The 12,838-nt window shown below is 60.2% G+C and carries 14 protein-coding genes; 4 read left to right on the top strand and 10 right to left on the bottom strand.

All coding sequences use genetic code 11. The features are described from left to right. Positions 1 to 2: 2 nt before the first annotated feature. The 10 genes from AD944_RS09445 to AD944_RS09400 form a co-directional block, all read right to left on the bottom strand. Positions 3 to 1,160 carry a DUF3383 family protein gene (locus tag AD944_RS09445; RefSeq protein ID WP_045542693.1) on the bottom strand — a complete coding sequence of 386 codons (1,158 nt, stop codon included), beginning with the start codon at positions 1,158 to 1,160 and terminating at the stop codon, positions 3 to 5. After that, positions 1,157 to 2,008 carry a phage neck terminator protein gene (locus AD944_RS09440; protein ID WP_145912853.1) on the bottom strand — a complete coding sequence of 284 codons (852 nt, stop codon included), beginning with the start codon at positions 2,006 to 2,008 and terminating at the stop codon, positions 1,157 to 1,159. The genes AD944_RS09445 and AD944_RS09440 overlap by 4 nt, the downstream gene beginning before the upstream one ends. Next, positions 1,972 to 2,346, bottom strand: coding sequence for a hypothetical protein (locus tag AD944_RS09435; RefSeq protein WP_045542694.1), 375 nt, complete (start codon positions 2,344 to 2,346; stop codon positions 1,972 to 1,974). Before AD944_RS09435 ends, AD944_RS09440 begins: the two co-directional genes overlap by 37 nt. After that, entirely contained in the window at positions 2,343 to 3,053 is a 711-nt protein-coding gene (locus AD944_RS09430) for a hypothetical protein (protein WP_045542695.1), read from the bottom strand. The genes AD944_RS09435 and AD944_RS09430 overlap by 4 nt, the downstream gene beginning before the upstream one ends. Positions 3,054 to 3,319: 266 nt before the next feature. Then, positions 3,320 to 3,823, bottom strand: a complete 504-nt coding sequence (locus AD944_RS09425) for a DUF4054 domain-containing protein (protein WP_145912854.1) — start codon at positions 3,821 to 3,823, stop codon at positions 3,320 to 3,322. A 28-nt stretch (positions 3,824 to 3,851) separates the two neighbouring features. Continuing rightward, positions 3,852 to 4,172, bottom strand: coding sequence for a hypothetical protein (locus tag AD944_RS09420; RefSeq protein WP_006558943.1), 321 nt, complete (start codon positions 4,170 to 4,172; stop codon positions 3,852 to 3,854). A gap of 101 nt (positions 4,173 to 4,273) precedes the next feature. Beyond that, a complete protein-coding gene (locus AD944_RS09415) occupies positions 4,274 to 5,311 on the bottom strand; it encodes a major capsid family protein (protein ID WP_052427206.1) in 1,038 nt (345 codons plus the stop codon). Next, entirely contained in the window at positions 5,308 to 5,811 is a 504-nt protein-coding gene (locus AD944_RS09410; protein WP_045542696.1) for a structural cement protein Gp24, read from the bottom strand. Before AD944_RS09410 ends, AD944_RS09415 begins: the two co-directional genes overlap by 4 nt. Positions 5,812 to 5,814: 3 nt before the next feature. Further along, positions 5,815 to 7,287 carry a DUF2213 domain-containing protein gene (locus AD944_RS17435; RefSeq protein WP_236709240.1) on the bottom strand — a complete coding sequence of 491 codons (1,473 nt, stop codon included), beginning with the start codon at positions 7,285 to 7,287 and terminating at the stop codon, positions 5,815 to 5,817. Positions 7,288 to 7,410: 123 nt separating this feature from the next. Next, positions 7,411 to 9,018 carry a DUF1073 domain-containing protein gene (locus AD944_RS09400; protein WP_236709241.1) on the bottom strand — a complete coding sequence of 536 codons (1,608 nt, stop codon included), beginning with the start codon at positions 9,016 to 9,018 and terminating at the stop codon, positions 7,411 to 7,413. Between the two features lie 348 nt (positions 9,019 to 9,366). On the opposite strand from AD944_RS09400, the gene AD944_RS09395 reads away from it, so the two are divergent. From AD944_RS09395 to AD944_RS09385, 4 genes are all read left to right on the top strand, one after another. After that, positions 9,367 to 10,329: an alpha/beta hydrolase gene (locus AD944_RS09395; protein WP_236709242.1), complete on the top strand. Its 963-nt coding sequence runs from the start codon at positions 9,367 to 9,369 to the stop codon at positions 10,327 to 10,329. 343 nt (positions 10,330 to 10,672) lie between these two features. Beyond that, the gene (locus AD944_RS09390) at positions 10,673 to 11,218 is read left to right on the top strand and encodes a Dabb family protein (RefSeq protein WP_045542698.1); all 546 of its coding nucleotides are present in this window, start codon (positions 10,673 to 10,675) and stop codon (positions 11,216 to 11,218) included. Positions 11,219 to 11,232: 14 nt separating this feature from the next. Then, a complete protein-coding gene (locus AD944_RS16775; RefSeq protein WP_097802383.1) occupies positions 11,233 to 11,595 on the top strand; it encodes a hypothetical protein in 363 nt (120 codons plus the stop codon). Between the two features lie 9 nt (positions 11,596 to 11,604). Continuing rightward, a complete protein-coding gene (locus tag AD944_RS09385) occupies positions 11,605 to 12,792 on the top strand; it encodes a glutathionylspermidine synthase family protein (RefSeq protein ID WP_045542700.1) in 1,188 nt (395 codons plus the stop codon). Positions 12,793 to 12,838: the final 46 nt, after the last annotated feature.

Here is a 12,838-nt window from a genome sequence, read left to right as displayed (position 1 = left end):
GATTACTGAACCTCTACCGATGCCAGAGTGATGGACTGCACGGACTCTCCATCCGTGTAGAAAAAGCGCCCCTGCACGGCGCCGCGGCTGGCGCGGGTGCTGGCGGAAGCGGTGGACGCACCGGGCAGCAGATACCAGCCACGGGTGGAGAGTACGCTATCAATGGTGCGGCCCGCTTGTGCGTTGACGGCCTGTGCCTCCGCCGCGGAAAGGGTGACATTGGGCTGGATGGCCCCGAACGCCAGAGCGGTATCAATAGTGCCCTGCACGGCAGTGGCGATCAGGGAATCCCCTTGTGCGGTATAGGGGATTTGGCCAACGCTGGAGAAAAGGGTCAGCAGGTCTGACTGGAAGCTGGCGTTCATCCAGATCTGGTTGATGTAACTGTCTGCCCAGCCGAACGGACCGGAGACCGCCCCGTTATTGAGAAAACTGAATGTGCTATCCGTGCTTTTATAGCTGCCGTAAAAGCTGTAGCCGTTAGCCAGCAGGGCCTCTGCCTGAGATGGCGTGAGATTGGCCGGGGTCACGCCGCCATTGTTGCGGAACATCAGCGTGGTGCGGCCGCCCGTGCGTTGCGGGTTGAGGCTGGCCGCCCAGCCCAGACACAGCGCCCCGGCCAGAAGGCCCGTGCCATCCGTATTGCACAGGCTGGTTATGCCGGGCGTGGACTGCGCCTTGACGGTTGAACCGAAACTGTCGGTGGCGTTGGGGCTGAGGATCGTAGCATCTGCATCTGGCACAACACCCCAGTATCGGTTGGGGTTGGCGGCCATCCAGGTGGCGATTTGTGTTTTTGCAGCGGCTGAGGGTTCCTGTGCACACAGGAAGGGTGCCCAATCACTCACCGTAGCAGCAGCAGTGCTGAGGTAAGTGCCGTATTCTGCATCCGTCGGAGTGGCAGGAATTTGAAAAATATAGAGTTTTTCAGGCGTATCCTGCGCGTTGGTATAGGCTGAAAAATACACGCTGGCGATGGCGGCTTCCGGGCTGGAAGCGCCACATAACGTTGCAACATCCGCCGCCGAGGTGAACACTGAAACGCCGGAGGACAGCGCGGCATGTGTGGAGAACAGCATGCCGGTCAGCAGACTGACGGTGCCACCGGGAGAGATCACGCCCGGCGTGACGGAAACAAGGGAACTGATGGGTAGGGTCATGCAGAGGGCTCATCCGTGAGGGTATCTGCGCATATCAGCGCAAGGCTGGCGGCGCTGGCCGTGGTGGTGGGAAGCGTAAGAGTGGTGCGCACCTGACAATGCAGCTCCAGAAGCCAATGTTCTTCAAACTGGCGTTCACCATTTACAAAAGGCATCTGCCGTGGCGGCCCGGCATAAAGTGGGACAATGCGGGCCGGTGCGTAGCATGGAGCGGCCGGTTGTGCCGGGACCGATGCCGGAAAGGCGTTGCAAGGGCGTGTATTCTGGCATGGAGCGTTTTGAGGAAACGCCTCCGCGCTGGGAGGGGGCGTGGGTGATAAGGGTGTAAGAGGGCGTTCACTGCCCGGTTTCGGGGCTTTAGCCGGGAGAGGAAGAGACTGAGCGGCAGCGGGAGGTTCTGGTGCGGCGGGAGCGTATTTTTCTAGCCACTCCGCTACTGTGCCGAGGGACGATTCTGCATCTAAGGACTGTTCTTCCTTATTATTTTGAAACAGGTTTTCAAAATAACGGCATGCCCAGTCCGTGCGGAACAGGGTAGCGATACTCTGGGCGTTATCCCCCGCGCCGGGCCCGAAGATGCTGACCTGCACCCTCACCTCCTCTGGCACGCTCAGGATCGTTATGGTTTCTGTTTCTGTCTGGGCGACAGTGGCGAGTGGCTGGCGTGTGAGAAGAGTAAGCAGAACGAACGGGCCTGCGGGGGCGACGGTGCGGTTCTGCTGTGCCAGTTGCACCGGCAGACCTGGTGGCAGAGCGGCACGGAGGAACTCCCTTAGCGCCGTGGTGATGCTGGCCGTAACGGGCTGGATGGTCATGATAGTTGCCGGATGACGAGAAGTTTGGACCATTGGCCGCCTCCCCATGTTTCGGGCTGGCTTGTGACCAGCCATTCCGCGCCTTCAAAAAACAGGCTGTCTCCCCCAAACTGATGGGTACGGTCCAGCCCTTTGATAAGACCGGGCAGATAGACCAGGCGGTTTTCAGAACTCTGGTTGAGCCCCGCCGTTTGTGTGAGATCCGCGCTGGTGGCGGCCTGTACCTTGATGGTGACAAGCACATCCGTATAGCGCGGCTGCGTGGAACCATCTGGCAGCGTGATGGTGCCATCCTGCACCCGCAAGGTGGCTAGGATTGATGGCAGCAGAGCCATGGTGGCCGCTGCCGCGATGCCGAACAGGCCATTCATGACTGCACCTGAAAAGAGACGCTGTTTAGAAGTGTTTTTGTGTCCTCAAGCGGTTTATCAGACCCTTTATGGTGGATGGTAGCCGGGCTGTTGGGTGGCGTATGGACAGCCTGAATGGCGTGGGTGATGCTGGCCTGCATGGCGTGGCCGGTGCGCTGCAAGGCAGTGGTGGGCGTGTGCAGGATACGGCATGTAGCCTCTGGTTGGTGGCTCGCTGCAAGGCTTTCAGCAAGAGCCTGACGGAAGATTTCTTTCCATTTTGAAGCATCCTGCGCCATGGCCGCCCGCATGAATGGCCGGGGCGGAATAACGATGGATACAGCACCGCTCCGGGATGTTGCCTTGCGGATGACAGCCCCAAATTCTTGGACGGCAGCAATGGCAGCGACCGGCGTGCCATTCGGGTAAGATCTGCCCCGTAGAAACCCTGCTTTTACTGATGCGGTGCAGGACGTGGACGCTGCACCGGATGATGGGTTGCGTGCTGTGCTTTGGAATGACGTGTTTGACAGGTTGGGATTCTGGCGGTGTGAACCAGACATTTCCGCATACTGTGTGCCGGTTGAAGCCGAGGAACCTGTTGTTGCGTGTGAGGGCTGGTTCCCCTGCGCGGCGGGAGCCGTGTTAGCACCGGGCAGGGACGATCCGGCGGCCAGCATGCGCAGGAGGGTACGCGCCTGTGTTCCGCCTTGCAGCGTAAGGATCATGCAGGTGTCCTGTCTGTGAAAAACCTAAGGGATAGCGGACAAAAAACGCTGCCGGAGCACCCACAATGGTTTTGGGAGCGGTGGTTGAGAGGCCACTACGCAAAAGGGAGCGCAATTTTGATGGGTGAAAAACAGGTTTTGCACCCTGATGAGCAGGTATCTGATCCAGATACCAAAGGGCTCTGCAGTGCAAAAGGACTATAGCGTTCTATCTTTGACCATTTTACAAAACCTGTTTCTGTAAAATGTAATAGCGGGAATTTATATTATCCCGGCACATAGCGGGCTGTGCGGAGGAAGGCGGTGGCTGCCCAATAGGCGGCACCATAAGGCGTTTGCATCCACCATCCCTGAGAGCCTGATACCGGGCCTGCATCGGCCTGAACCTCGATACTGCCCATGCGCGCGGACGTGATGCGGCCCACGAGTGTGGGCTGGCTTTGCGGTGTTTCCACTATTTGCGGAGCACCGGATGCAGTGGTTTGCGACCATCCTGCGGCAGGAGTTCCGTTGGCCTGTGAAAGGGTACTGGCAGGACAAGCCAGTGTGGGAGCGGCACTTGAGCCAAGCCCCAACTGGGCCAGATGGGCGGTAATCAGCCCGAGCAATTCCGCCCGCTGGATGAGATTGCGCACGGGGGACGTATCATCATTGGGGAGGAACAGGCTGGCGAGGCTGAAACAGGCCCGTGCGCCTTCCGCCCCCACGCTGGCGAACAGGGTCGGGTATCTCTGCTGCCAGAGGGTGAGGCAAAAAGGGGCACTGGGCATTATGACGTATCCGTTCTGGCAGGTTTATTCAGGCAGGGATGATGCCGGGGGCCGGAGTTTGCGGGTTGATGGGCTCCAGACCAGTGCGAAGGGCGGCGTGTTCGCGCGCCTGCGCGGCGGCTTTGTCCACCGTAGGCTGTGCAAAAATCAACCCCTGCTGCAAGGGCGGAAACGCTGCATACTGGCGGGACCACGCTGCCCAGAAATCTGCCGGGACAGGGGTAAGGCCATAGCCGCCCACCACGGCGGAGGCGCGTGTGCCAGCCAGTGTGTGGCGGGTTTCACCCAATGCCAGAACAAGGCCATTGGGCAGTTTGCAGCCGATGGTAACGGTTGCGGGTGATGCCATAGGGAAGATCCGTCTGTTCGGGAAAGTTTTAGGGAAGGAGATGTTTTTTTCAGAGGGATTGTGAAAGCTCTGTGTGAAACATCCCCTTGCGGGCCTGTGGTTTACAGGCCTGTCATGGTGGCAATGCCAGCGGGCATGTAGATGATGGCGCCCCATGTGCCCTGCGAGAGTTTCTGCTTCCAGGCGGAGGCATCTGTCACCACCGCGTGGGCGCGCAGTTTTTCCGTAAAGGCGGTTTCCGCCGTTTTCTGGGCGTCCACATGTTCGGCCATGATCTGCATGGTCTGCACGGTGCTGCCGGTTGCATCTCCATACTCGACAGCCTGCACAAAACGCAGATTGGGGTAGGTATCTTTCAGCAGGGAAGCCGCAGAAAGACCAAAGCTGTTACGGCGGGTGAGCAGGCCCATGCGCGTGGGGGAGAGGCCCAGCACCATGGGAGTTTCCGTATCCACCAGCCCAGCGGTCTGTTTACGGAGCTGGTTGATGAGGGCGATCACATCATCCTGCCGTTCTTCCGGCGTGGCGGTATCCCACGTTGTGCCGCCTGCGGCCTTGATGGCGGGCGTAATGGCGGCAGGCAGGCGTGGATCATTCAGGTAGCCATACAGGCGCAGGCCACTGACACCGAAAAAGTAAGTCTGGTTCTGGAACTTATTGAGCTTGAGGGCTGCGGCTTCACGCAGGCTGGCCACCCATTGCAGGCGCGCCTGCCCTGCCAGCGCCAGTTCCATTTCCCCCCAGGAGAGGAAGACCTGATAATGGTAGGACTGACGTTCAGGGTAGGAAGGGTTGAGGCTGACCTGCCCGTTTGCGTTCCAGTCCCCATAACTGCTGATTTCACCAGTGGTTTCAAGCATGGGGAAAATGGCGGTGCGGGTAACCCAATCGCCCTTGCGGACCTCGCCCAGCAGTTCTGCCGCACGCATGGGGGCGAAGGCCACCTTGATGAGGGCCGGATCAACCCATGCGCTCATGAAAGCCGGAATACCGGCATTGGCGCTGGTGGACAGGGCTGGCTGGGCATCCAGCGCCATGGCATCCGTTGCCAGCAGCGCATTGGCGATCATGCCGCGGGCCTGCGGCATAATGAAGCCAAGGCGGTTGAGTTCCGCCAGTTCTGAAGGGAAGAGGCTCATACTGCGTGGCTCCATGTGGAGAGTTTGACAAGTTCACCCGCGCTACAGGCGGAGGCGGTGACAAAAGACGTTTGCAGGGCATCTGGCATTGTGCTGCCCGCCGTGCCGGTGGCGATGCTGCCGTTGGTGGTGGAGGCGAACACTGCCTGCCCCGGTGTGGCTGCGGTGGTGCTGGTGGCCCAGAAATCCCCCGCCGTGAACAGGGTTACGGGAAAGCCTTCTGGAATGATCAGGCTGGCTTCATCAGAAAAACTGGTGACCTGGCCCGTAAGGTCACGATGCACAAAACCATCTGGCGCAGTGGTGGTGCCGTTGGGCGGGGTGTTGGCCACGCTGCGGCCATCACTCTGCACCCACCCGAACGCGCCTACTGCACAACCGCCGCTGGCGGCCACCAGAGCGCCCTCGCCTGCCGGGAAGGTTGCGGTGGGGTTGAGAGAGGCGAAATCTCCCGGCACGGCAGGCGCGGGCTGGATGGTGATCTGTATCTGAAACGCCATGAGTTATGCTTTCACCGTAATACGGTTGAGACCGAATTCTTCACGGAAGGAAACGGTTTTTGAGGAATCCATTCCCAGTGCAGCGCCCTGCCCTGCTGCCTGCGTTTGCGCATGCAGGCGGGCGAACTGCTGGAACAGCGGCTGAAGCGCGGCTTCTGGCAGAGCGGTGGTGTCCACCCCGTTTTCACGCAGGGCAAAACCATAGACAGCGGCGGCACTGTCCATGGTGACATCCCCCACAAACGGGTGCACTGCGGCGCGGGCCGTGTGCAGGGCTTCCATGCGACGCATGGCCCCGGCCTCGGCCTGCTGAACGGCCTGCGCGATGGCGGCATCCATGCTGAGGGCGGGCTGAGCCGCCGTGCAGGACGGTATGGTGGTAGAGTGCGGTTGGGTACCTCCTGAACCTGCCAATGGTGCTGCTGCTGGCAGGGAAGATACGGTTCCGGCGGTGGCTTCAGACGGTGTGGCCGTGGGCGTGTGTGCAGCCGCCGGAATGGCTGAGGCGTCTGTCTGCACGGAGGAAGATGTGGCCGGATGGGCGTGAGAGGTGGCGTGTGCGTGTGTGGGCATGGCCTGCCTTGTGCTGTTGGATGTGAGGGCCCCCTGTTGCAGGCAGGGCTGCGACGAACTGGACGGGGCCGTGCCGCCTGATGCGGCGATGAACGAGGGAACAGAGGCCGAGGATGGCTGGATGGCCGGAGCACGCGCACCAGCCATGGACGACGGACCGGAGACCCGTGCGCCGGTGTGGGGCCATTTGCTGTTTGCGCGTGACGGAGCGGCGGGAGACGCATCACCAATGATGGCGGTTTTGACACGAGGTTCCGTGACAAGGGCGAGGTGATTGAAGACGATATCCGCCATGACAAGGGTGTAGGGTGTGCCGTCATGCGTGCCCGTTTGCGCGACAGCGCGGTAGCGGTATCCGGCGGAGACGGCTTTCTGCTGGCCGCTCTGAATGGCGGCAATGGCAGTGCTTTGCCAGATGGTCAGGCTGCCGATCAGATTGGGCGGGGTGAAGTGGACATCACTGCCCACCGCGCCGACTGTCAGCATGCTGGGGTGGGCCTGCGCAGAAACCGGCTGGTGCCGCATGAGGATGGGTTTGCCCGCCATGCTCGCCGCCGCGGCCTGTAGGGCTGTTGGGTCCCGATACACCTGATATAGCGCATTCGGATCAAGGCCGAGGGCTGCGGCGTTCGGAATTTCGTGCCCGTAATAGGGGCAGACTGTGGCCGCAGAAAGGATGCAGGCCGCAATATGCAGGTGGCCATCTGCATCTATGCGCCGCACGGACCGGTCCAGCGCAAACTCGACTGTGCCGTACGGCGGCCCCGGGGCTTCTGCGGTTTGCGGCTGAGTGGAGGCAGCAGGACTGGTGGTAATTGATGTGAATGGCCGCGCTAACTGTGGGGAAGCAAGAGGAGTTGGCGTTGACGCGGATAGAGATGGGACATGGGACTGAAGGGTCATGCAAGGTACCGGAGGAAGGAGCGGGAAACCGGAAGGAACTGCCATGCCGATATGGCAGAACCTGCTTCTGAAGCTGCATTTTGCAAAAAGGGTAAGCGTGACAAAAAAGTATCGTCGGAACGTTCAGAAATTGGGCGTTCTGTTTGCGGGGATGCCATCGTAGGGGCTGTGCAGATCATGGGCTGTACGGCTGCGGGCTTCCTGAGGGGTGACGATGCCGGCACGGATGTTCTGGGCATCAATTTCCGTGCGGGTTTTCTGCACGTTAGCCTGTGTGGCCTCATCCATCTGCCACAGGGAGGCAAAGCTGAAGGTGATATCCGGGTCAATCTCGCCCCACAGGTTGAGCATGATCAGGTGCAGGATGGTGGTGAGCGGGGTGCGGAAGACGTTTTCCTGAAAGGCGTGGATACGGTCATAGAAAACGCGGATTTCACCTTCTGCCGAGGCGTTGAGCCCGCTGGGGGTAATGCCCGTGAACTTGACCAGCGGTTCCTGCGCAACGCTGCACATCTGTTCCTGCGCCTGGGCCTGCAAGCGGTCCAGCCCGGAGAGCGGTGCTGCCAGAAGGTCCAGTTTTTCACGCTCCTTATCCAGAACGAACGTGCCGCGGTTGGACCGGAAGCGGTTGAAGGCTTCCACTCGGCTGAGCAGGCCCTCCGGGTCTTGCGCGTAGGCGGCCATATCCGTTGAGAGCGCGACGATGGAAAAGGCGTTGAGCAGATCAGACACGGACTGACGGGTGCGCAGCCAGTTATTGACATAGGGCTGGGCCATCTGGCTGAGGGACAAACCCCCGAAATTATAAGCCGGTTTAAGAATGTCCGGCACATCACGCGAGACAAAGCGCAGAAGGCGTGTGCTGTGGATCAGGCTGCCCTGCACCCACCAGTGGGTCGGCTGGTAGAAATCCGGGCTGAGGGGATCTGTCGTGCCGTAACTGTCTGGCGTGGTCCATACGGGGTCTATGGGCACAAGGGCGCGCAGGGTGCCCTTGCGCACGGTTTCCGGCTTGAGAAGCAACGGGGCTTCACGCCCGCCGGTTGTCTGGCTGAGGCCGGTATCAACATACAACAGCCCCATGCCGTAATAGCCATCATACTCCGCCATGCGGCGCAGCACATCACGCACGTTCAGGCGGGTGAATTCAGCCTCGATTTCGGCAATGCGGGCCTGTTTGGTGGTTGCGCCCCGCGTGCGGAACACAATCCATTCGCGCGTGGCCTCCGTGGCGATCACTTCCACCATGTGCCGGTATTCCGCCCGCTGGGCCAGTTCAGCCAGATGCGGATAACCGGGAAAAACCGTTCCCTCCCCTGCGGCATTGCGCAGCCAGGCCAGTGTGGCGGGCTGGCTGCTGGCGGCGCTATCAAACGCCAGATGGGTGCGGTTATCGCCGCGCACACCTTTGGGGGGCTGATAAGGACGGAACTGCGCGTGCGGAGGAGATGGTGCGTTAGAAGAACGCAAGGCATCTGTCATGCCGTTTGGCAGAACACCATTTGCAGCAGGTTTGCGTAGGTGCTGGCCAAGAGGGGGCGTGAGCGTGGGTTCCCGTCGGTCTGGCTGAAACGTGCGTGTGTGCGGCAAGGCGTGTGAAAGCCGTTTGAAAAAGCTTTTGAATGGTCCTGTTGTTTGAGGCGGCCTGTTTTCCGACTGTGCTTCCGGCAGGCTTTTTTCTGGGTCAGGCTGCTGCGGGCTGGCAGGACAGGCTGGAAAAAATGGCGGCATGTGCCCTCTTGCGTGATGGAATGGCATGGACGGAAAGTGGATAACAAGGCGGAGGCGGAGAGCCGGCTGAGCGGTTTTCTCCCCGGGGCTTGGCAGGAAGAAATGCAGCGCCATGCAGCAATTTTGCGTGTGCGGAAAAATGCTGCGGGAGACAGTGCTGCGTGCCCTGTGGAGGCAGCAATGGTCCGCTCGTTAAGCCAAGTGTGGGTGTTTTTTGAATGTTATTGTCTGCTCATCAGGCACAGGCTGATGTGTGACAGATATGAGACCACGTATTTTTTGGTTTCGTTTTTGTGAAAAACCGGGTGATACTCCAGCACTGGCGGCGTGACGATTGGGAGAGATGGCGTGAAGCTGAGAACGCGTGTGGTGGGTGCCCTGATGGCTGGGGCGTTGATGGGGGCATCCGGCTTGGCCCACGCGGCGACAGATGAGGATATTTCCGCCCCCGGCCCGCTTGGGCTGCTGAAAGGCACCCTGACCCACGCGGGGAACAATGCCCCCGTGATGTTGATACTGCCCGGTTCCGGCCCGACAGACCGCGATGGCAATAATCCGCTGGGGGTAAAAGCGGCCCCCTATAAGCTGTTGGCGGAAGGGTTGGCAGCGCAGGGGATCTCCAGCATGCGTGTGGACAAGCGGGGATTGTTTGCGAGCCTGGCCGCCGTTGCCAACGGAGACAGTGTGACCGTTGACAACTACGTTCAGGACACCCGCAACTGGATGACAAGTATTCAGAAACAGACGGGCGCGCATTGTGTCTGGCTGATGGGCCACAGTGAAGGCGGGCTGATTGCGCTGGCCACGACAGCGGACAACCCGGCACAGATTTGCGGTGTTGTGCTGGTGGCAACCAGCGGCAGGCGTGCCAATGACCTGTTAAAAGCCCAGATGGCTAAAACGCCTTTGTCTTCTCAGGTTAACCGGATTGTTGATGCTCTGGCCAGCGGGCAGCAGGTGGATGTGAGCGCAGAGCCCCCGCGCCTGCGCGCAATGTTCCGGCCAAGCATACAAGGGTTCTGGATAAGCGCGTTTTCATATGATCCGACGGACCTGATTGCAAAAATCAAGCTGCCGGTGATGATTATGCAGGGCGAGCGTGATTTGCAGGTGGGTGTGGAGGATGCGCAGAAGCTCAAGGCGGCAGACCCGGCAGCCAAGCTGGTTTTGCTGCCGGACACAAACCATGTGCTGAAAACGGTTTCTTCCGATATTCCGCGAGAAAATCTTGCGACCTATGCAGACCCCAACCTGCCATTGGCCCCCGGCGTGGTGGACTCGATTGCGGGCTTTATCAAAAAAACACCGTAATGCGTGGGATGGCGTATGCCGGTGGAAGACAGGGTCAGGGCATCTTTCTCAGCAAGGGTCGGACGGTGGCAAGGGATACGCCTGAGACGCTGCTTCCAAAAAAATCTGGCGGTGAAAAAGGCGTGGGTGTTCTGTGGCTGATAAAGAGGGCTTGGCCACCATGAAGCGGGGATATTGGAGCGGACAGATAAGGCTTTCAGGTGTAAGCCGCCCCGCCTGCTCTGACCTGCTGATTTTTAAAACCGTGCCTAAAAAGGAAGACCCGATTGCGCTAGGCGCGTTTTGAAACAGCCTTTAAGCTGTGCTCCGGTTTCTCTGCAACACGTAAGGTTTTTCTGTTTTGATGATGCGCTGTTCTCGCATGTTTGCACTTTCTTCCCTGATGGTTGGGGCTCTGATAACAGGTGTGCCCGTAGTGGCCCCGCATATGGCGCGCGCTGCTGCCGTGCCCTCGCTGGATAAAGCCGCGCAGGCTGTGCAGGCTCTTGTGCAGCAGGTGGGAGAAGACCGCTTTACCGCACCGGATTTTCGGCCCGGTGTGGTGCGGCATATGGTGATGTTTCAGTTCAGACCAGAGACCACGCAGGCACAGCGGCAGGAGGTGACGCGCCGTTTTCTGGCGCTGGCTCAGGCTTCCCGCCGCCCTGATGGCAGCGCTGTCATTCAGGCACTGGAAGCTGGGCCGCAAACCAGTGGGGAAAATGCAGATCTGGGGCTGGATTATGGGTATCTGGTTACGTTCCGATCAGAAGGGAACAGGAATTATTATGTAGGCCGCCCTATTGTGCAGGGTCACGGCCATTATGACCCCGCCCATGATGCCTTCAAGGCGTTTGCGGCCCCTTATCTGGCCAAGGCGGTTGTGTTTGACTTCACGGTAACGCCGTAACGGAGAGAAATAAGGTGGAGAAAGACCCTCTTTCAAGACGTGTGCTGGGCTGGACGGTGGTGCTGGGTGCGCTGGTGGGTTCAATCGGGGTGATCGGGTTTGGGAATTTTCAGCGCAGCAGAGAGGCCGCGCAACGGCAGCATGCGGCAGCCTGCGCCCAGGCGGACCCAGCCCGACGGCCTGAGGATTGTGACGACACTGAACAGCATGGAGGCGGTGGCCATGGGGTGTTTGTTTCTTCCCGCCGTTATGGACATGATGGGGCCGACGAGGGTGATGAGGGAGAAGGCCGACGTGGTGGCGGTGCTGGCGAGGAGTCTGCTGGCCATGCGGGATTTGGCGAAGGGGCCGCGGGCCATGCGGGAGGCGGAGAGTAACCTGACCTGATGGGTACTCTGCGCCGCCTTCCCTCCGCCCCGCGACCGGACTGGCAGGCCCGCGCACGGCAGATTGGCTATACGTATTTTCGCAATGAAGACGGTAGCCCTGCCTGGCGGGAAGATGTGCGTTACGACTTCAGCCCCCAGGCGGTGCAGACTTTGCGCCGGGTAACGGAAGACCTGCACACATTATGCCTGCGTGTGGTGGACGACGCGATCAGCACACCGGGCGGGCTGGATGTGTTTCATATTCCGCCGCTGGTGCAGGATGTTGTGCGGGCCTCCTGGCGGCGGGATGAGCCGTTTCTGTTGGGGCGGTTTGATTTTGCCTGGTGCGATGGTCAGCCCAAGCTGATTGAATATAATGCAGACACCCCGGCCACAGTGCCGGAAAGCACCCGCATGCAGAGCCTGTGGCGGGCGGAGGTTGCGCCACAGGCGGAGCAGATGCCGCTTGATGCCGGGCGCATTGTGGCGCGGCTGCTCCAGTTGCGGGCCGAAGCGCGCGTGAGCCAGACGCTGCATATTGTGCCCTACCCTGACAATACGGAAGATGCGGTGCATGCCCGTTATTACCGGGACTGGGCGCAGCAGGCCGGATTGGAGGCCGTGCAGTGCGAGTTGCGGGATCTTGAGATCAGCACCCGTGGCCATCTGCTGCACAAGGGCCGCGTGGTGCGGAGCATGTTACGAATGTATCCGTGGGAGCTGATGTTTCGTGATCCCGGCGCGCGGCATCTGGCGCAGTGTGGGTGCGTTTTTCTGAACCCGCCCTGGACGGCCCTGCTCTCCAACAAGGCGTTGTTGCCTGTGTTGTGGCAGCGTTACCCGGAGCACCCCAACCTGTTGCCAGCGGGGTTTGACCCTGCGGCCGTAACGGCGCATCGGCCCGGAAGCTGGTATGTGGAAAAGCCGATCCATGCCCGTGGGGGCGAGAACGTACGGCTGCTAAAAGCGGATCGGATTTTGTGTGCGGAAGGCGGCACTTACGGGGCGTACCCCAAAGTCTATCAGGCGTTTGCGGACCACAGCATTCAGGGCGTTACGGCCTCGGTTGGGGCGTGGGTGATTGGGCATAGTTTTGCGGGCATTACCATGCGGGAGAGTGCTGACAGGATTATCCGCCATACATCGCCCATTGTGCCCCATACCATCAGGCGGAGCAGTTTTGTCTCCCGGCTGCTGGGCCGGTGACAAACCGGACACGGGGGTTACCCCCCGTGCGCCACGCCTGAGAGGC

Source organism: Acetobacter tropicalis (assembly GCF_001580915.1).
GTDB lineage: Bacteria > Pseudomonadota > Alphaproteobacteria > Acetobacterales > Acetobacteraceae > Acetobacter > Acetobacter tropicalis.
Note: the sequence above shows the minus strand (reverse complement) of the source record. Positions and strands in the feature narration are given on the sequence as shown.

Bases quoted from the DNA above. Each gene is read 5' to 3' on its own strand.
- AD944_RS09445 (WP_045542693.1), bottom strand. From the start codon at position 1,160: ATGACCCTACCCATCAGTTCCCTTGTTTCCGTCACGCCGGGCGTGATC.
- AD944_RS09440 (WP_145912853.1), bottom strand. From the start codon at position 2,008: ATGGTCCAAACTTCTCGTCATCCGGCAACTATCATGACCATCCAGCCC.
- AD944_RS09435 (WP_045542694.1), bottom strand. From the start codon at position 2,346: ATGAATGGCCTGTTCGGCATCGCGGCAGCGGCCACCATGGCTCTGCTG.
- AD944_RS09430 (WP_045542695.1), bottom strand. From the start codon at position 3,053: ATGATCCTTACGCTGCAAGGCGGAACACAGGCGCGTACCCTCCTGCGC.
- AD944_RS09425 (WP_145912854.1), bottom strand. From the start codon at position 3,823: ATGCCCAGTGCCCCTTTTTGCCTCACCCTCTGGCAGCAGAGATACCCG.
- AD944_RS09420 (WP_006558943.1), bottom strand. From the start codon at position 4,172: ATGGCATCACCCGCAACCGTTACCATCGGCTGCAAACTGCCCAATGGC.
- AD944_RS09415 (WP_052427206.1), bottom strand. From the start codon at position 5,311: ATGAGCCTCTTCCCTTCAGAACTGGCGGAACTCAACCGCCTTGGCTTC.
- AD944_RS09410 (WP_045542696.1), bottom strand. From the start codon at position 5,811: ATGGCGTTTCAGATACAGATCACCATCCAGCCCGCGCCTGCCGTGCCG.
- AD944_RS17435 (WP_236709240.1), bottom strand. From the start codon at position 7,287: ATGACCCTTCAGTCCCATGTCCCATCTCTATCCGCGTCAACGCCAACT.
- AD944_RS09400 (WP_236709241.1), bottom strand. From the start codon at position 9,018: ATGCCGCCATTTTTTCCAGCCTGTCCTGCCAGCCCGCAGCAGCCTGAC.
- AD944_RS09390 (WP_045542698.1), top strand. From the start codon at position 10,673: ATGATGCGCTGTTCTCGCATGTTTGCACTTTCTTCCCTGATGGTTGGG.
- AD944_RS09385 (WP_045542700.1), top strand. From the start codon at position 11,605: ATGGGTACTCTGCGCCGCCTTCCCTCCGCCCCGCGACCGGACTGGCAG.